Below are 19305 nucleotides of genomic sequence, written 5' to 3' on the forward strand. Positions count from 1 at the left end.
TAAAGAGCGCCTAATGGCGCTCTTTTTCGTTACGAGTTCTTTTGAAGTATTGTGACACCTTCAACTTAATAAGCTCATCTTTACAACCTTGCTAAATGGATGCCTCTGGGGATTTAAGGTCTTTACTAATACTTTTATATGTGGCTATAAAATACGCCCGCCCACAACACACAGGCAATAACGATGGATAGAAAAACGCCTGCTGATGCCAAGTCTTTTGCTAACCCTGATAGGGCATGAAACTCTGTACCTATTCTGTCGATGGTGACTTCAATTGCCGTATTGATGATTTCCGCAAATAAAATGAAAAAAATGGAAGACATTAAAATTGCACGTTCAAGAAAAGGAATTGACCAAAAAGCAAGAACCACGAATGCCACAGCGGCTAGACTGAGTTCTTGTTTAAATGCAGCTTCGTTCTTAGTAAGCCAGCTAAACGCTCGAAGTGAATTCTTTAGAGCCTTAAATACTCGACGCAGGCCTTTTGGTTTGTTACTTGGGTCGAAGTGCGAGGTGGTACTAACCACGGGGTTTGATTCATTTAGGCTTCGCATTGTTTAAAGATATCCATAGTAGGTTGGTAAGTAATACTCTTTACACTTGATAAACCAAGTAACGTGTCAAACAAGTTGTCTTGAGAGTAAGGGTGGTTGGCCAGGTTTTTAATACAATTTCGGTAGCCTGAATCTTCAAACTTCGACGCCCAAAAAAGCATAGGAATGTGAGTTTGTTCTTGCGGTGCAATTTGATAAGGGAATCCATGCAGGTAGAGTCCTTTTTCACCCAAAGATTCACCGTGATCAGACAGGTATAGCATGGAAGCGTTTGGCACATTTTTTAATGTATTAACAATCTCTCCAAGTACATAGTCAGTGTACGCAATGGTATTGTCATACGTGTTGATAAGCGCCTGCGAATCACAGTTTTGAATATCACTTCTAGGACAGTCGGGAGAGAATTTGGCAAATTCAGCGGGGTATCTTCGATAGTAGGTAGGGCCGTGAGAGCCTATCATATGAAGAACAATAACCCTGTTAGTTGTCGCAGGTGATGACAAAACGTCCTTCAAAAGCTCGTTGAGTAAAACATCGTAGCAAAAATCACCGTCACATAAACTAGAGTCTCGGGATGGGTCAAATGCAATAGTTTCAACTCTTTTGCACACCCCCTTGCAGCTACTATTATTGTCTATCCATGTCACGTCAGCGCCAGCCCGATGTATGATATCAAGCACATTATCCTGACTTTCCGCAATGCGAACATCATAGCTTTGCCTTGAAAGTCGAGAAAACATACAGGGTACTGACACCGCAGTAGCGGTCCCGCATGAGGTCACGTCGTTGAAACTTACCGCGCCTATGTCGTTCATAAAGGGCGTAGTGTTTCTGCTATAGCCATTACTGGCAAATTTGTCTGCCCTTGCTGTTTCTCCAACAACCAGTACAGTCGTAGAAGGCAAAGCGTTATTTCTATTTATTATAGAAGGTGTCTTGTCCAGTACCTTGTAAGGAAGTGGTGGATAAAAGTAGGTATCTCTGAGATATTTGTAGCCAGAATCGTAAAATGCATAAGGGATAATATACTTGGCCAAATCTTTGTTATTTCTACCCACCGCAGCATAGTCTTTATAAAGGCCAGCAGCGATAACGATTATTCCAACCACTGCTAATACGTTGAGCTTAAGTAAGTGCTTAACTCTAGCAACTAATTTTCCGTTAATTTCCTGATTAAAGACGGCAACAACGGGCACCAATCCTAACAAGAAGAAAAAGAGTAAAAGCGTTGAGTTTAGATAGGCAAATGCTTCACCAGAATTGGTCTCCATCACATTTTGAATCATACTCTTATCAAATATCACGCCGTAAGCGACCGTACCGTATAAAAGAAGTGAACTGACTAACAGCGTCACTGCCACGGTCAATCTTGGCAAAAGAATGGCGCCTAATAGGCTAAGGGCGATGATATTGAAAAAGGTAAGCAACAATGGAACGGACAGAAAAAATATCCACTGGCCTACTGAAGTTGGCGACACAGCGTGATAGACATTTGAAATAAAAGGGTAGTTGAAAACCAGCGTTATTAAGACTGATGCTATAAAAACAAAATTGGCTAATGAAGGGTTTAAATTTAACGAACGTGGAAATTTCAAAGTCAGTTCTCTTGTGTACTACTTGCAGCACAAGATAACTTTCAAAACTTAAATAAAGCTTAAGCAAAACTTTGGGATTAGCGTTAATGGGAATTTTTATATAGAACCAACAATTCCAGATGGTTTCCCATTGCAACCACTTGTTATACATAGAGAAACGGCGTGAAGTTGTACAAAAAGCTTCCTAGGCCGTCACTTTCTATCGTTAATTAATTCAATATTATTCTCGCCTTCAGTTTATCTTAAGATTGAGATCATAACCTTAGCGAGGAATAAAAATCGACCAATGAAACATGAGAATACTCCTTATAGAAGATTCATTGTCTTTGAGAAATAGCCTGAGCTTAGGTCTAGAAAAACTTGGCCATTCAGTTGATTTAGCTGCCACAGGGCCCGATGGTTTGAGTATGGCGCTTCTTGGTAGCTACGACATTATTGTATTAGACCGCATGCTGCCAGAACTCGACGGGATGGCTATCTTGAAAACGCTAAGAAAAAGACGGGTAGAGACCAAGGTGCTCATTTTGTCTGCACGTGCCGAACCTGAAGAGAAAGTTGAAGGCTTGTTAGCAGGCGCTGATGATTATCTATCTAAGCCTTTTTCATTTGAAGAGTTGTCAGCGCGACTTCTCAGTTTGATGAGACGGGGCGTAACAAACTGTATTAACGATCAAATTACTATTAATGGATTGATATTGGATATTCAGGCCAAGTCTTTTTTATTTGGAGAGCAGGCGATTAGTTTAACGCCGAATGAATATCGCATAGTAGAGTGCATGTTCCTAAACAAAGGCAAGGTCGTCACATCAGAAAAATTAAGTGAATTTATTTCCGGTAGTTATGACTATATCTCAAAAAATGCAATTGAAGCGCACCTCTCTTCAGCGCGAAAAAAAGTAAGGGCATGTGGCGCTACACTCCCCATCAAAAGTAAGCGAGGATTTGGCTACGTAGTGGTGGAAGGCGATGAAGTCAATACGTAAAACCTTAACGCGGCGCCTTTCTATCACTATTTCTTTGCTGGTGATTGTCGTTTTACTCGCTGCAGATATCGGAGTTGATACCTGGGTCCAAAGAGAGTTTAACCAAGGTTTAAAAGCCAAAGTTGGCATGCTTCAAAGCTTAGTTAATGAAGATTTAGACGGCGTTGAGTTTGAGTTCGCCGGCGAGTATTTCCCTGAGTTCGAGGGTGCCTCTTCTCCAGAATACTTTCAATTGTGGTACAAAGGGCAGATTTTCGAAAAGTCGGAATCCCTTGCACTGTACACTGTCGACGAGCTGCCGTTTGAAAACTTAAGTTTAAACGAGGCGGTGATTAACGACATAACGCTGCCAGACGGTCGCTCTGGGCGTATTATTCACACCAAATACGTGCCTCAAATTGACTCTGAAGACCGCGAAGCATTCTATAGCGTCAGAGGCGAAGTGCAGCGCGACCCCATGGTTATCGCATATGCAACCTCCACTGAGCTGTTGAATTTCACTCTTTGGTTTATCGATATCGCGTTTTTAGTGGCGCTTATTGTAATTCCGTTAATGGTAAGGTTCGTCGTGCGCAACACGGTGTCTTACGCCTTGGCACCACTTGATGCATTGAACAACAATATAAGAACTCTAAGGTTTACTGCCACAGACAAGCACGAAGCATTCTCTACAAACGTTTCAGAACTAGAACCAATCGTCAGCAGCTTGAACCATTTTATAAACGATAACTACGCACTATACCTTAGAGAGAAAAGACTTACCTCTGACATTGCTCACGAACTTAAAACGCCGGTTTCCGAACTTATCAATCTGGCGGAAGTTGCCATGAAGTTTCCAGGAGAGGAGCGACTCGAAAAAGATTTTAAACCGCAGATTCTTCGCATTGGTATGCGAATGAAAAACATCATTTCCGGTTTGATGTTAATCCAAAAGCACAGTGCCAAGCAGACTCAATTAAACGACCTTATTAATATTGAAGAGCTCGTCGCCCAAGTTGTTGCAAGCAAAGCGGTAGATAATATTAATGTGGTTGCGAAAGAAAGGAGCGACGTGGTTATTCACTCTAACCGAATTGCGGTAGAGTCTATATTTAGCAACTTGTTAGACAACGCTATCGAGCATGGAAAGCATTGTGAGCCGATTAGCGTGTATATAGGTAAAACACCATCAGGGCAGGCCCAAATAGAAGTGACAAATACAACACACACTGAAATTGATGAAAGTGATTTGAGACATATGTTTGAACCCTTGTGGCAAAAGGATGCATCACGTACGTCAGAAGACAACTTTGGCCTAGGGCTATCAATAGTAAGTGCATTGTGCGGAGCAATTGGGGCAGCCGTGACGGTAGATAAGTTGGACCACAACCACATCTCTTTTTCTGTGACTTTCAAAAAGGCCTCTTAAAAACGCGTGCTGTTAAAATGCGCTATTGCTTGCAGTAAAAAAATATGACGTACACTGCCTCACTCAGGAATTCTGAGTTTGTTTGTGACAAATACGTGCAACCGTTTATTGCCTGCGTTTACTAGCAAGAATGTTTCTTGTAAAAGCGTAATCGCCTGTGTAGCATAACGCCGCAATTTTCCTTATATAATTGAATTTCTGGAATAATCATCGGTGAATAATCATCAGTACATGAAGCAGTACACCATATACGCATTAATTGCGTTGTTGTTTACTTGCTTATCTGGACTTAAACAGGATTACAAGCCGATCACGTTCAAGCATCATTTTGATGCTTCTATTTCCGAATATTCCTTCGAGTTTGATACAGAGGAAAGTGCGCCGGAAGAGCCCGTCCCGCCACAAAATGTTGTGCTGGATTACATTACGGACTCCTTCACGGATACCGCAAAACCACGTCCGCGTGGGCTTTTCAAAACATCCCTTAACTACGCAACGCCGTTAACCCGAGCGCCGCCTATTGCTTAGTTTTTTAGGTTTAGCGGTTATTGGCTACCTAAAAAACACGTTAATTCGATATTCCTAACAACGCACCAGCGCTTTGCTGGATGTTTTTGCGTGCTTAATTATCAGCGGTGAACCTATTTGCTGAAAGCGCGCTAGTGGCATGCTGTCTTTTTATAAGGCATGTCACGATTAGCCTTTTTATTACGAATTTACATTATGAGCAAAAAAGCACTTCTTGCAGTAAGCATTGTTTCCGCACTTTTAGGTGGTTGTGGACATGAAGAACATGCTGCGCATCACGAAAAACTTCAATTCAACGTTACTCATCCTATCGTACAAGACACAACGCTGGTAAAAGAGTACGTCAGTCAGATACGTGCCATTCAACATATTGAAGTTAGAGCTATGGAAAAAGGCTATCTTCAATCGACCTTTGTTGATGAGGGACAAACGGTAGAACGTGGTCAGCCCATGTTCAAAATAATGCCGAACGTATATGAAGCTGAACTACACCGCGCTGAAGCCGAGGCTAAAGCGGTCGAGATGGAGTACAAAAATACAAAGTCGCTTGTTGAACAAAACATTGTTTCTCCTAACGAACTTGCCGTCATAGAAGCACAGCTTCAAAAAGCTCAGGCTGAAGTTGAACTGGCAAAGACTCACTTAGCATTCACAGATATCAAAGCGCCGTTCACAGGCAAAATGGACCGACTGGAAGCTCGAACGGGAAGTTTGCTTGATGAGGGCGAACTGCTCACCACATTGTCTGATATCAGCACAATGTGGGTGTATTTCAATGTGCCTGAATCAGAGTATTTAAAGTACGCGCAGAACAGCGCATCAAATGATCAAACGTCAGTGCGATTAAAGCTTGCCGATGGCAGTATTTACGCGCATCAAGGCGTGATAGATGCCATTGAAGCTGATTTTGATAATCATACCGGTACCATTGAAATGCGTGCGTCTTTCCCTAACCCAGACCAACTGCTAAGACATGGGCAAACCGGTAATGTCATGGTGGATATTGCCTATCCGGATGCTTTAGTTATTCCTCAGAAAGCCACATTCGAAATTCTCGATCAAAGCTTTGTATATGTGCTGGATAGCGAGAACAAGTTAGCAACCCGCCACATTAACATCGCTGCAGAACTCCCTAACATCTATCTGGTTTCAGACGGACTAGCGCCGGACGACACTATTTTGATTGAAGGACTGCGAAGAGTTTCGAACGGCGATGAGATAGAGCCTGAACTTATTTCAGCCAGCGACACATTAGCTGAACTGTCATTGCACGCAGAATAAGGGGGCGCTATGTTTGGAGTTTTTATTAAACGTCCAGTGATGGCCATCATGTTATCGCTGATGATTATATTTTTGGGCGTGTTGTCGGTGTTTAGCCTACCCACGTCACAGTTTCCAGATATTGCTCCGCCGCGAGTGCTTATTTCTCTGGCATATCCCGGTTCGAGCGCTGATGTATTGGTGAAGTCATCGCTGGTTACCATTGAGCGTTCAATCAACGGTGTGCCGGGCATGAAGTACATCGTGTCTGATGCGACCAGCGCGGGTGAAGCCACCATTCAAGTTATCTTCGATTTAGATGTAGATCCGAATCAGGCGCTCATTAATGTGAAAACGCGGCTTGACCAGATCATGAACCGGCTGCCCCAGCTCGTGCAGTTAGAAGGGGTGGTACTAGAGCGGGTTCAGCCTAGCATGTTGATGTACATAAACGTTTATAGCACGGACGAAACGGCTGATGAAAAGTTTCTGTACAACTATTCCAATATCAACCTTATCCCCGAGATACAGCGGGTAAACGGTATTGCCAGTGCAAAAATATTGGGAAGTCGCCAGTACGCCATGCGAATTTGGTTAAAGCCTGATCGCATGCGTGCTTACAATGTTTCTGTAGATGAGATCATGGAATCGATAGACGAGCAAAGCTTGATTGGACGCCCTGGACGACTTGGCAGAAGCTCAGGCATTACTGCTCAGTCCAAAGAATACGTGCTTATTACGAAGGACGTTACGACGAGCCTGAAGAATATAAAAATATCATTATTCGCGCCGATTCCGACGGTCGCTTGCTCAAATTAGGTGATATTGCCGATGTTGAGTTAAGTAGTGAATTCTTCGATATTTACTCAAACAAAGACGGGTATCCTTCCGCTGCGATAGTGCTAAAGCAGAACTATGGAAGCAGTGCCAACGAGGTTATTTCTCAGGTGAAAGCCACTATGGCTGAACTAGAAAAAACGTTTCCAGAAGGCATGAAGTACGAAATCAACTACGATGTTTCTAAGTTTCTAGATGCCTCTATTGAACAAGTGCTGCATACCCTGTTTGAAGCCTTTATTTTGGTTTCCTTGGTGGTGTTCATCTTTCTGGGTGACTGGCGTTCCACACTTATCCCGCTTCTTGCTGTGCCGGTTTCACTGGTTGGAACGTTTTTCTGCATGCAGGCCACAGGGGTGAACATAAATCTTATTACTCTGTTCGCTCTCGTATTAGCGATAGGGATTGTGGTAGATAACGCTATTGTTATCGTGGAGGCCGTTCACGCGAAGATGGAAGAAAGCAGCAGCCTAACCCCTTATATGGCGACCCAACAAGTACTGGGTGAAATGGGGGGAGCTATTATCGCAATTACACTGGTGATGACGGCGGTTTTTGTGCCCCTTATTTTTATGACGGGCCCGGTAGGTGTCTTCTATCGCCAGTTCTCTATTACCATGTCATCGTCAATTATCATCTCGTGTATTGTGGCGCTTTCATTAACGCCAGTGCTGTGTGCGATGTTGCTTAAAAACCCTCATTCACACACAAGAAAGGCAACGCCATTAAGCAAGTTTATTGATGGATTTAACCATTATTTCAATAAGTTAACCGGTCGTTATACAGGCATTATTAAAGCTATCGTTACACGCCGCAGTGTTACTGTAGTGCTGCTTGCGGGCTTTGTGGTAAGTACCTTTGGCGTTAATCAGGCATTACCTACAGGCTTTATTCCCGGTGAAGACCAAGGGCAAATCTATGCCATCATTCAAACACCGCCAGGCAGTACCCTTGAAGCGACGAATACAGTAGCGCGAGAGCTGCAAAGCTTGGCGCTGGACGTTGAAGGCGTCTCCTCGGTATCCTCGCTTGCTGGCTATGAAATTCTCACGGAAGGACGAGGTTCAAATGCTGGTACCTGCTTGATTAATCTTGAAGATTGGGCTAATCGCGAACAGTCGGTACGTGACATCATTGAAGAACTGGAAGCCAAGACACACCACTTAGGAGCAGTGATTGAGTATTTCGAACCGCCTGTTGTGCCGGGTTATGGCGCGTCTTCGGGGTTATCATTTCGTTTACTCGATAAGACCAACACTACCGACTATCAAGAGTTCGACCAAATCAACAAAGCCTTCATGGAAGAACTCGGTAAACGTGATGAGCTAAAAGGTTTATTCACGTTTTACGCTGCCGATTATCCTCAATATAAAATTGAGATAGATAACCAAGCTGCAATGCAGAAAGGGGTATCTATTGGCGCTGCCCTGGAGAATCTGAATATTCTTATCGGTAGTACTTACGAGCAAGGTTTCACGCGTTTTAATAACTTCTTCAAAGTGTACACACAAAGTGCGCCAGAATATCGTCGTTATCCCAGTGACTTATTGGATTACTACGTGAAAACGAAGAGGGTGAAATGGTGCCTTACTCGGCCTTTATGAAGCTGATTAAAACCCAAGGCCCTAATGAAATTACACGCTACAACCTTTATACCTCGGCAGCAATTCGTGCAGAGCCTGCAGCAGGGTATACCTCGGCGCAAGCGATAAAAGCAGTTGAGGAAGTAGCGGCTGCAACGCTGCCAAAAGGATATGACATAGGTTGGGAAGGCCTGTCATTTGACGAGGCTAAACGAGGTAATGAAGCCATTGTTATCTTTGCCGTAGTATTGTTGTTTGTATATATCGTGCTGGCATCACAGTACGAGAGTCTGCTTCTACCTTTTGCGGTCATTCTTTCACTACCTACCGGTATTCTCGGCTCATTCCTGTTTCTCAAAGGTATGGGGCTGGCCAACGACGTTTATGCGCAGCTCGGCTTAGTTATGCTGGTTGGTTTACTCGGTAAAAATGCCGTGCTTATTGTGGAATACGCAGTGCAAAAAAATCAGCAGGGCTTATCGATTGCTGACGCAGCTGTTGAAGCGGCCAAACAGCGCTTCCGCCCAATCCTAATGACATCGTTCTCGTTTGTAGCAGGGCTAATTCCGCTTGTTATTGCAACGGGGGCGGGCGCAGTGGGAAATAGAACTATTGGTGCTTCTGCTTTAGGCGGTACTTTGTTAGGCACTATTTTTGGTGTGCTGGTTATTCCTGGGCTTTACTACTTGTTCGCCAAACTTGAAGAAGGTAAGTCATTAATCAAAAACGAAGATCATGTCCCTCTTACTGAAACTTACCACTATAACGATGAGGTGCTAAGCGATGATAAATAAAAAGCGATTTACTTATAAGCCGCTGTGGTTAGCGCTTAGTAGTGCGTTGTTAGTACAGGCATGTGCCATCCCTACCATTGAAACGCGAAACCCTAATCTAGATTTGCCAGAGCAGTTTAACGCGAAAGTTTCGCAAGTGGATACTCAGGCTGGTCAAGGGATTAACCAGAGTACACAAGCAAATATTCAATGGAGTGAGTGGTTTAACGACCCTACGCTTTCTGCGCTGGTGGATACGGCGGTTAAGAACAACCAAGAGGTGTCTATATTAATTCAACGCATTAATATGGCGTCGAATGAAGTGTATGCACGGGAAGGGGAATATTTGCCTCGACTCTCTGCGGGGGTAGCCGCTGAAACCGAAAAGGTAGGCGAATATACCCGGGAAGGCGCAGTAGAAGAACAGTTAAATATCAAGGAGGATAAAGAATTTCCCGACCCGCTGGCAAACTTAAAGCTAGGCCTTAATGCGTCGTGGGAAATTGACGTTTGGCATAAGCTGAGAGATGCGTCTAAAGTGGCCTCGCTTGAATACTTGGCGTCGGTTGAAAGTAAGAACTTTTTCGTTACCCAGTTAGTATCTGAAGTTGCGCGTACTTACTATGAACTGCTGGCGCTAGATAACAAGCTAGAGAATCTTGACTCAACCATTTCGCTACAGCGCAATGTTATTCACACTATTAATGCGTTGAAAGAATACGGGCGGGCGTCATCGCTACCCGTTGCGCGCTTTAACGCGGAAGTGAAGAAAAACGAGAGCGAGCGTTACTTGATTGAGCAGGAAATCCTAGAGAAAGAGAACACGCTCAATCTGTTATTAGGACGCACTCCACAGCCCATTCAAAGGGACAGTAACGTGTTGCTCAGCGCCGAGCTAAAAAGCCCGCAGGTGGGTGTACCCTCTACGCTATTAGACAATCGCCCTGATATAAAACAAGCTGCACTCACGCTCCAAGCAGCAGAGTTAAATATCGATGTGGCTAAAGCTAACTTCTACCCTTCTTTTGAGCTAAAAGCAGGGTTAGGTTTATCGGCGTTTGATAGTCGCTACTTGTTTAATGTGCCTGAGTCATTGGCATATTCTTTATCTGGTGATGTTTTTGCGCCATTAATAAACCGCAGGGCGATTGAGGCGGTTTATCAAAATGCCAGCGCCGAACAAATTGAAGCGGCTTACGAATATGAACTCACCATTTTAACGGCGGTAGCTGAAGTAACAAACAGTTTGTCGAAGCTCGATAATTTGGAGAAAAGTGCTGAAGCAAGGCGTCATCAAATTGCTTCACTGGAACAGTCGATTGATATTGCCAATAGGCTTTTTTCGTCAGCTCATGGTGAGTATTTAGAGGTGCTGCTTGCGCAACGAGAAGCACTGGAAGCGCGTAGCGAGTTTATAGAAACTCGTCAGCAGCAAATGGCCGCACTGGTCGATTTGTATCAGGCACTCGGAGGCGGATGGCAGTCTTAAAATCAAAAGGAGAGCGCTCGCTCTCCTTTTTTTCGCCTTTATCAAAAGCTGGCGGTGAATTTCAGACTCAACGTGTGACAAAAGCAGAACACGTGCGGCGTTAAATGTTAACGCGTAAAGTTAAAGCGGGCAAAAAAGCGCTCAGCTTCGTCACTATCAAAATCATAGCCATTATTCGTCATCGCTTCCAAAGCATCTTCTACCGTTTCGTAAAAGCCATAAGGAACTTCGGCAGCGTCGTAGCACTGAGAAATCTGATGCTTAGTTGTCAGCATAATGTCGGTATCTAATATCACCACGGCAAGAAACGACAGGCCGCGGGTTTTTCTTACCCGAGTTTGTTTTACAAAAATATCAAAGGTGGAAGGGGGCATCAGACTTTCACCGTAAAGACAGCTTACTTGTGCCCATTTAGCGCCCTTTTCGAATTTTGAAATGTCAGAAGACATCTTAACTACGCCATTTCTCATGGTTTCGTCATTCCACGGTCCGCGCGCTGAGAAGAGCAGCAACTGACCGCTTACGCTACATTCAAACTCGCCGTGTGGATTATTCATGGGCATTTCCTTTAAGCCTTATATAGAAGTTAGCACTTTACTGCTATCACGCAACTAACCATTCGGCTAAAGCCAACGCCCCTGTGTACTGCGCTTAATCGCCTCGCGATGTCGCTCAACGTTTAATCTTTATTGGCTGAATATATTCAGTAATATGGAGACGATAAATGCATCACTACAACGTGATCACCCCATAAAAAGAACGGAAAAGAACAAATAGATTAAGGTGAGATATGTCTTTTACGAGAAATCACAGGTACCCGTCAGTCAAAAAACGGTTTGCTATATGGGCTGCACTATTTAGCGTAGGCACGCTAGCTATGCCATCCACAGCGCTTGCAAGCAATGAGAGAGAATCTCTTACTACCGACTCTGAACGCTATTTTAAATCGGAAGATATTTTTAATTTGGAATACGTGAGCGAAGTTCAGGTGTCGCCAAACGGTAAATATGTTGCGTATGTGCGCCGTTCAAACGACATTATGTCGGATAGCAGTCGAGCGAACGTTTGGCTAGCGTCGGTTGATGGAAAGTCACACCGCCCCTTACTGTCGTCGAAAAAGAGTTACTATTCTATTCGCTGGTCACCAGACGGTAGCCGATTGGCTTACCTTTCTAATGAAGAAGGTAAACCGCAATTGTATGTGCGTTGGATGGATACAGGGCAAACGGCACTCGTAACAAATGTCACCTCAAACCCAAGTAACATCACTTGGTCGCCAGATGGTAAGCACATTGCTTTCACTATGAGCGTTGATGCCAAGGAAAAGCCGCTAGACATTAAAATGCCTAAAAAGCCTGACGGTGCAAAGTGGTCTCCTAGCTTTCAATATATTACCAAAGCGCGCTATCAAGCCGATGGCCGAGGCATTCTTGAACCTGCTTACACCCATATTTTTATTGTTCCTGCTGACGGAGGCACAGCACGACAGCTTACTTCAGGGAACTATCACCACAATGGGCGCTTAAGTTTCTCTCCTGATAGCGACAAAATCTATTTCTCTGCCAACCGCAGTGACAATTGGGAGTATGAGCCTGTTGAGGGGGACATCTTTTCTGTGGATATGATGGGTAATATCGCACAGCTTACCAACGACAAAGGCCTTGAATCATCGCCTGTCGTATCGCCTGACGGAAAGCACATTGCTTACGCACGCCGCGATGACGAAAAAGTGATGTACAAAAATAGCTATTTGTACGTGATGAAAAGTGACGGTACAGATGCCAAAAACTTAACAAAAGACGTTGATAATTCAGTGTCTAACTTTCACTGGAAAGATAATAAGCACGTTTATTTTCAGCAGTCGGTTCGCGGTTTAGCGCAGGTGGATGTGGTATCGCTATCGGGCAGCGTAAAAGCCGTAGCTAAGGGGCTGGGCGGTACTACGTTAGGACGACCTTATGTGTTTGGCACCTATCACGCTGTTGATGATGTAGTGGCGTATACCAAAGGACGTACCGATCGCCCCGCTGATTTATATGTCACTACGCGAAACGAGCGACAGCTAACAGCGCTCAATGAAGACGTTCTAGGTCATAAGCAGCTTGGCGAAGTAAAAGAAATTGTCTATCCGTCTTCTATAGATGGCGAAGAAATCCAGGGGTGGTACATTCTACCGCCAAACTATGACAGCTCGAAAACGTATCCGCTTATCTTAGAAATTCACGGCGGACCTAATCTCGCTTATGGTCCTGTCTTCACGGCCGAACTGCAGCGCATGGCTGCAGAGGGCTATGTGGTGTTTTATGATAATCACAGAGGCAGTACAGGTTATGGAGAACGCTTTGCATTGCTACTTCAAGGGAAATACAGTTCGGAATATGACTTCTCAGACCATATGTCGGGCGTAGATGCGCTTATTGAAAAAGGCATCGCTGATCCAGAGCGACTGTTTATTACTGGTGGTTCAGCAGGCGGCATTGCATCAGCCTATGCCATTGGCCTTACTAACCGATTTAAAGCAGCCGTAGTCGCTAAACCCGTTATCAACTGGTTATCGAAAGTGCTGACTGCCGATTCAGGTCTATATCAAATCCCTTTCCAATTTCCGGGCAAGCCTTGGGATAACGAAGAGCACTACTGGAAGCGCTCACCGCTATCGCTAGTAGGCAATGTAACGACTCCCACCATGCTGATCACGGGAGTGGAGGACAAGCGCACGCCAATGTCTGAGACCGAGCAGTTCTATCAAGCGTTAAAGATTCAAAAGGTTGATAGCGTGCTGGTAAAAGTACCTGGTTCGCCTCACGGGATTGCTTCTAAGCCATCTAGAATGATTGGTAAAGTTGAAAATATCTTGGCGTGGTTTAAAAAATACGACAGCGTACAGTCACAAAGTACGCAAGTTGAAGCTCAATAATTAGTGTGCTGAGACTAAGAGGGGCTAATGCGCCGACTCAATCGGTTCAAGGCCCCATTTTTTTAGTATTCGAGCATATTCGCCATTCGCTTTTAAAATCGAAAGCGCGTGTTTAAGTGAGCTTACTTTGTCTTGCTCAGTCTTAAGGCCAGTGGCAACAAAAAGATCGGCACCCAATGCTTCGATAACATATTCGCTCGTTGCGTCGTTAGGGTTAAAGCCTGCGTCGCTGATTTCATACTTTCCTGTCTCAAAATTGGCTAATGCAAAGTCGATGCGCTCCATATACAAAAGCTTCCACAGTAGTGCTGGCTCAGCAACCAAAGCGAGGTTTTTATTTTCTTCAAAACCTTCTTGCTGCAAAAACGATGCTGAGCCATAGCCGCGTATTGAGCCTACTCGGAACTGCTTTGCGTCGTCTAAGGAATTGACGTGTGCTGTCTCTTTCTGCTTTAAGCGGATCAGCGAGGCTTGCATGTGATTTACTGATGAAATCCACTCAAATTCATCTTCCCTGTTCGGTGTTTTCAATAAAGATAGAAGTACCAGATTGGGATTATCGAGGGTTTCTTGTACTGCACGGGCCCACGGCATGTGTTCCAACGAACTGCTAAATGGCAGCAGAGGTTCTAGTGCGTTTGCGAGGTCTACGTTGACGCCTTGTGCTTTTCCATCCTTATTAATCCAGTAATAGGGTGGGGTGACCTCGGTTAGAAAGTAGACATGGTTGGACGATGCGAAGGCAAATGAACTTACAATCAGCAACAAAAAAATCCAGATACTACGAAACATAACTACTGTTAAGAACCTATAAAAAATAACATCAATTGGAGGTTTTAGATAAGGTAATGCTAATGCGTAGTATACCGGTTTTATAGGCAAATAATACTGATATTTGCCTATAAAATGTTCAATTTGAGGTGCTGATAGTCGGTACTTGCTTATTCTACCGCGGGATGTAATTGCTCGATATCAGGAACAACTGTGAGTTTTAAATCAAGCGCTTTCCAGTAGTGGCTTTCTCGTAGCAGGTCAGCTGAGATAATAGGTTTTTCATCTAACCAGCCATCGGGGAAGGTAATGGTCAGTTCGTTCTTTTCTACATTAACAACGAGGTCAGGTACAAAACCCTCTTGGCGTTTAATATTAAGCAGTACACCCAAACGCAGTAACGCGATTAAATGCTTAACCGACTGCTCATCGAAAAGATTAAATGCGGGCAATTCATTGGTTCGAATTTTCTTTCTATGGAATCGCACGAGCGTAGCTAGCAGTAATTGTTGTTCCTGCGTAAACCCAGGCATGTCCACATTACCAAGAATATAGGCGCTGTGTTTTTGTATGCCTCGAGAGTTAATTTGCATGCCGACTTCGTGAAGTAAAGCTGCCCAGCCGAGCATGCTTTTAAAGTCACGCCCTTTAAGTTTCCATGCTTTTTCAACATCGTTGAAAAGTGAAAGGGTTGTATTAAGCACCATAGTGGCTTGGGACGTATCTACATCGTAGCGGGTTGCCAAACTACTAGCGGTTCTGCCGCGAATATCAGCGTGATGAAGCTCATCTTCCATCTGATAAAGCACGCCTTCGCGCAAGGCGGCAGGCGAGTACACCAAGCCTTCAATCTCTAGGGCTTTGAAAACGGCGATAAGAATAGCGAGGCCGCCAGCAATAACCACACGACGATCTTCACTTAAATCTGGGTAGCTTAATTTGTCTATATGCCCTGCGCTTATGAATTGCTTCATTAAATTGCGCAAACTTTTAAGTGTCACCGGAATATCGTGGCCATTGGGTCTGTCTTGCTGACAAAGTATAAACAGCGAACGAATGGTACCAGACGTACCGATACACTGGACCCAGCCCAGTCTGCGATATTTATTATCTATTAACTCAAGCTCTTGCTGTGCAGCCGTGATAGCACGATCAAAGGCTTTTGGCTTTAGCTCACCGTCAGGGAAAAACCGTTTGGTATAGCTTACGCAGCCCATTTGAAGGCTGCGGCAAAGTAAAGGCGTAAAACCTTCGCCAATAACGAACTCAGTAGAGCCACCGCCTATATCAATAACCAGCTGTTGGCCGTCGGAGTGGTTAGTATGTGCAACGCCTGAATAAATAAGTCGCGCTTCTTCTACACCAGAAATGACTTCGATAGGGTAGGGAAGGATATCTTTTGCTGCGCTGATAAAATCGCGGGCGTTACGCGCTCTGCGCAACGTATGAGTGGCGACAATTCTCACGGAGTCGGGCTCAAAACCTTTAAGGCTCTCTGCTACTACTTTTAGCATAGCAAGCCCACGCTCCATCGCTTCATCAGACAAGATATCGTCGTCGTTGAGACCTTCGGCCAAGCGTACTTTTTGTTTAACTCTATGCAGAATCTGCACAGACCCAGCAACAATGCGTGCTACTACTAAGTGAAAACTATTTGAGCCAATGTCTAGTGCTGCGACTTTATTGACTTCGCGGGTTTCCACGTCATTAAAAACTGATTCGTGCTGGGTCATGTACTAATTTTCTATCCTACAAAGTGTCTTCTAGCTTCTTCAAATAGTCATAAATTTCTATCTGAGAACGAAGTTTTTTACGATTTCCCCTGCGAACGTACTTGTTGCTCTGATCCTTGTCAATCACTCGAGCCTTCAGGGTATCTTTAAATTGTAGCTCCATTATATCAACAATGCGCTGTTGAAGACCTTTATCATACACTGGACAACCTACTTCAATGCGGTTGTCCATGTTACGGGTCATCCAGTCAGCAGAAGAGATATACACTTTTCTATCGCCGCCACCTTCAAAAATCATCACGCGAGGGTGTTCGAGAAATCTATCAACAATAGAGATAATTTCGATGTTTTCGCTTATTCCTTTTATCCCCGGATTAAGTGAGCACATACCGCGCACTATACCGCGGATCTTAACCCCCGCCTGGCTAGCCCGGTACAAATCATCAATGAGTTCTTTATCAACAAGGTTGTTAATTTTGAAAGTGATTTGTGCCTTTTGGCCTTGGTTCAAATGCTGAATTTCTTGACGAATTAACGACTGAATTTTGGTTCTGGCGTTTAATGGCGATATTTGAAGATGCTGGAACTTGTAGCGTCGGTAAGGGTATTGAATAAGATCGAATACCGCCACGCCTTCATCGGCGAGTTCTTGATTACGGGTGAATAAGCTGTAGTCGGTATAAATCTTTGCTGTTTTCTCGTTGAAGTTACCCGTACCGAAATGCGCATAGTTCACCAAACTGCCCCGTTCTTCACGGGTCACAATACAAAGTTTAGAGTGAATTTTAAGAGTAGGCACGCCAAGTACAACGCGTATACCTGCATCAGTCATGCGCTTAGACCATTCGATATTTGCCTCTTCGTCAAAACGGGCGCGAAGTTCTACCACAACGGTTACTTTTTTGCCGTTGTCTACTGCGTCAATCAACGAGTTTACAATGCGTGAATTACTGGCAACACGATAAATATTAATACGTATGGTCTTAACATTCGGGTCGAAAGCCGCCTGACGCAAAAACTCGGTGAAGTGTAGGAAGCGATGGTACGGGTAGTATAGTAGTATGTCTCGTGCAGTAATGGCATCGAAAACGGTGTTGTACTTAGAGAATGCCTTGCTGTCGATAGCAGGCAGCGGCGTATGCTCTAAATATTCTCGACCCACATTAGGGAAGCCAATAAAGTCTTTAAAGTTACGATAGTGCCCAGCAGCGTGCATGGTATCTAGCTTCGTTATCTTAAGTCGCTTGCGCAAGTCAGATTTCATGTCCTCTGGCATGTTCGTGTCGTAGATAACACGCACAGGCTCAGCGATAAGGCGCTGCTTCATACTTTCAGACATCTTTTCAACGAAGCTTTCGTCAATTTCTTCGTTGATAGAATATTCCGCATCACGCGTCATTTTAAACGAGAATGCTTCAATTTCGTCGAACTTCACGAAACCGCGGAAAATGTCTTCGATACACAGCTGAATCATGTCATCGAGCATAATAATGCTCTTCTTCTTGCGGCTTTTTTGCGGTGGGATCAGCATAAAGCGCGACATTTCAGAGGTAGGAACCTGAATAACCGCAAATTTAGGATTGCGGTCCTTTCTTCTAAGCGCCACATATAAATACACTGAAGTACCGTTCAAACGGCTAAGTAGGTCGGTCTTCTTATCTATTAAAATAGGTGCAATGTGACGCAGTGCTTTGTTAACGAAGAAGTTGCGTACCCACTGCTTTTGATAATCGTCTAAATCGTCTTTTCGAAGAATATGTATGTTGTAGCGAGCTAGGGACTTAACCACATCCTTATGAATTTGGTCGAACTTTTCAGAAAGCTGGACTACCTTTTTCTGAATAAGCGCCATAAGAGCGGTTTGGCGTTCAGCTTCCTCTTCATTGCCGTCATTTTGCGCAATGGTAATTTGTCGTTTCACGTCAGCGGCGCGCACGCGATAAAACTCATCTAGGTTATTTGAGTAAATACCAAGAAAACGAATTCGCTCCACGGCGGGATTGTTTTTATCTGCGGCTTCTTGCAATACGCGTTCGTTAAACGCAAGCCAGCTTAATTCTTTGGGATAATATAAAACGTCGTTATCCATAATGTCTCAATTCACGTTCATAAAAATGGTCAAAGACTGCCATCAGTCAGTGACACTACTGTGACAACACGTATTCTGGTGCAAGTGCGCACGCATTGCGTTGTGGTTATTCCATTAACTTTCAATATGATGAGTTCGTAATTGTGATACGCGGGATAGTGTATGGCACCACAAATACGCCCTTGTTTTTATCGCTTCGCGGTAATATCCACCACCAAATCGTTAGCCAACGACTCCAGTGAGTCTTGCAATGCGCCGTCGTCAAAATCTTCTGGCACCGCAATTTCTGCTTTTGCTTTGAAAATCAGGCTGCCCCAGTTAGGCGCGCTTTCACAGTGTGAAGCAAAGGTGAGAATATTCAAATTGAACTGGTTTAAAATAGAAGTAAGCTCTTGGACAATACCGGTTTTGTCATTGCCCATTACATCAACCGTCAATTTGGTGGTGTTGTTATTTTCACTGCTCGCTACCGCTACAGATTGCACCGACAAATCTTTAATGGCGTCTAGCGCATCGATTAAGCCCTGTTTGTTCTCATCGGCAACATGTACTTCTACAAAACCGGTGAACATTCCCGCCATATGCGCAAAGCTCGATCCTTGCCAGTTGCCCTCATGTTTGTATACACACTTAGCCAGTGTGTCTACTAAACCCGGCTTGTCTTTACCCATAATGCTTATAACCAATGATTGCATACGATGCTCCTTATTGGGCGTGTAGAGAAAAACTTTGATCGTCTTCCTGTTGGGTAATACCATAGGCGCAGAGTAGGTTGCGCGAAGGTA

13 protein-coding genes and 1 pseudogene are annotated in these 19305 nt (G+C 44.2%); 7 read left to right on the plus strand and 7 right to left on the minus strand.

Annotation, left to right across the window (positions count from 1 at the left end; genetic code table 11):
* Positions 1-134: 134 nt before the first annotated feature.
* Both MASE_RS03560 and MASE_RS03565 read right to left on the minus strand, forming a co-directional pair.
* The gene (locus MASE_RS03560) at positions 135-554 is read right to left on the minus strand and encodes a diacylglycerol kinase (RefSeq protein WP_014948387.1); all 420 of its coding nucleotides are present in this window, start codon (positions 552-554) and stop codon (positions 135-137) included.
* The gene (locus MASE_RS03565) at positions 542-2149 is read right to left on the minus strand and encodes a phosphoethanolamine transferase (RefSeq protein WP_014948388.1); all 1608 of its coding nucleotides are present in this window, start codon (positions 2147-2149) and stop codon (positions 542-544) included. Before MASE_RS03565 ends, MASE_RS03560 begins: the two co-directional genes overlap by 13 nt.
* Positions 2150-2442: 293 nt before the next feature.
* On the opposite strand from MASE_RS03565, the gene MASE_RS03570 reads away from it, so the two are divergent.
* From MASE_RS03570 to MASE_RS03590, 6 genes and pseudogenes are all read left to right on the plus strand, one after another.
* Complete coding sequence (locus tag MASE_RS03570) at positions 2443-3132, plus strand: response regulator transcription factor (protein ID WP_014948389.1); 690 nt, start codon at positions 2443-2445, stop codon at positions 3130-3132.
* A complete protein-coding gene (locus tag MASE_RS03575) occupies positions 3116-4540 on the plus strand; it encodes a sensor histidine kinase (protein WP_014948390.1) in 1425 nt (474 codons plus the stop codon). Before MASE_RS03570 ends, MASE_RS03575 begins: the two co-directional genes overlap by 17 nt.
* Positions 4541-4753: 213 nt before the next feature.
* A complete protein-coding gene (locus MASE_RS19865; protein WP_230633693.1) occupies positions 4754-5068 on the plus strand; it encodes a hypothetical protein in 315 nt (104 codons plus the stop codon).
* Positions 5069-5263: 195 nt separating this feature from the next.
* Positions 5264-6349, plus strand: a complete 1086-nt coding sequence (locus MASE_RS03580; protein ID WP_014948392.1) for an efflux RND transporter periplasmic adaptor subunit — start codon at positions 5264-5266, stop codon at positions 6347-6349.
* A gap of 60 nt (positions 6350-6409) precedes the next feature.
* Positions 6410-9542 (plus strand): annotated as a pseudogene (locus tag MASE_RS03585) (efflux RND transporter permease subunit).
* Entirely contained in the window at positions 9532-11010 is a 1479-nt protein-coding gene (locus tag MASE_RS03590) for a TolC family protein (RefSeq protein WP_014948393.1), read from the plus strand. The pseudogene MASE_RS03585 and the gene MASE_RS03590 overlap by 11 nt, the downstream one beginning before the upstream one ends.
* 107 nt (positions 11011-11117) lie before the next feature.
* On the opposite strand, the gene MASE_RS03595 is transcribed toward MASE_RS03590, so the two are convergent.
* Positions 11118-11567: a hypothetical protein gene (locus MASE_RS03595; protein ID WP_014948394.1), complete on the minus strand. Its 450-nt coding sequence runs from the start codon at positions 11565-11567 to the stop codon at positions 11118-11120.
* 233 nt (positions 11568-11800) lie between these two features.
* Between MASE_RS03595 and MASE_RS03600 the strand changes: the two genes are divergently transcribed.
* Positions 11801-13927 (plus strand): S9 family peptidase, encoded by a 2127-nt coding sequence (locus tag MASE_RS03600; RefSeq protein ID WP_014948395.1) that lies wholly within the window; start codon positions 11801-11803, stop codon positions 13925-13927.
* A 24-nt stretch (positions 13928-13951) separates the two neighbouring features.
* On the opposite strand, the gene MASE_RS03605 is transcribed toward MASE_RS03600, so the two are convergent.
* The 4 genes from MASE_RS03605 to MASE_RS03620 all read right to left on the minus strand — a co-directional run bounded on the left by MASE_RS03605 (position 13952) and on the right by MASE_RS03620 (position 19215).
* Entirely contained in the window at positions 13952-14719 is a 768-nt protein-coding gene (locus MASE_RS03605) for a transporter substrate-binding domain-containing protein (protein WP_014948396.1), read from the minus strand.
* A 149-nt stretch (positions 14720-14868) separates the two neighbouring features.
* Positions 14869-16431, minus strand: a complete 1563-nt coding sequence (gene ppx, locus MASE_RS03610) for an exopolyphosphatase (protein WP_014948397.1) — start codon at positions 16429-16431, stop codon at positions 14869-14871.
* A gap of 16 nt (positions 16432-16447) precedes the next feature.
* On the minus strand, positions 16448-18520 hold the full coding sequence (gene ppk1 / locus MASE_RS03615) for a polyphosphate kinase 1 (RefSeq protein ID WP_014948398.1): 2073 nt from the start codon (positions 18518-18520) through the stop codon (positions 16448-16450).
* 188 nt (positions 18521-18708) lie between these two features.
* Positions 18709-19215 (minus strand): glycine cleavage system transcriptional repressor, encoded by a 507-nt coding sequence (locus tag MASE_RS03620; protein WP_014948399.1) that lies wholly within the window; start codon positions 19213-19215, stop codon positions 18709-18711.
* Positions 19216-19305 lie beyond the last annotated feature (90 nt).

The sequence above is a fragment of the Alteromonas macleodii ATCC 27126 genome, assembly GCF_000172635.2.
Lineage (GTDB): Bacteria > Pseudomonadota > Gammaproteobacteria > Enterobacterales > Alteromonadaceae > Alteromonas > Alteromonas macleodii.

Coding starts and splice junctions, on each gene's coding strand:
- MASE_RS03560 (WP_014948387.1), bottom strand. CDS start 554: ATGCGAAGCCTAAATGAATCAAACCCCGTGGTTAGTACCACCTCGCAC.
- MASE_RS03570 (WP_014948389.1), top strand. CDS start 2,443: ATGAGAATACTCCTTATAGAAGATTCATTGTCTTTGAGAAATAGCCTG.
- MASE_RS03575 (WP_014948390.1), top strand. CDS start 3,116: ATGAAGTCAATACGTAAAACCTTAACGCGGCGCCTTTCTATCACTATT.
- MASE_RS03580 (WP_014948392.1), top strand. CDS start 5,264: ATGAGCAAAAAAGCACTTCTTGCAGTAAGCATTGTTTCCGCACTTTTA.
- MASE_RS03590 (WP_014948393.1), top strand. CDS start 9,532: ATGATAAATAAAAAGCGATTTACTTATAAGCCGCTGTGGTTAGCGCTT.
- MASE_RS03595 (WP_014948394.1), bottom strand. CDS start 11,567: ATGAATAATCCACACGGCGAGTTTGAATGTAGCGTAAGCGGTCAGTTG.
- MASE_RS03600 (WP_014948395.1), top strand. CDS start 11,801: ATGTCTTTTACGAGAAATCACAGGTACCCGTCAGTCAAAAAACGGTTT.
- MASE_RS03605 (WP_014948396.1), bottom strand. CDS start 14,719: ATGTTTCGTAGTATCTGGATTTTTTTGTTGCTGATTGTAAGTTCATTT.
- ppx (WP_014948397.1), bottom strand. CDS start 16,431: ATGACCCAGCACGAATCAGTTTTTAATGACGTGGAAACCCGCGAAGTC.
- ppk1 (WP_014948398.1), bottom strand. CDS start 18,520: ATGGATAACGACGTTTTATATTATCCCAAAGAATTAAGCTGGCTTGCG.
- MASE_RS03620 (WP_014948399.1), bottom strand. CDS start 19,215: ATGCAATCATTGGTTATAAGCATTATGGGTAAAGACAAGCCGGGTTTA.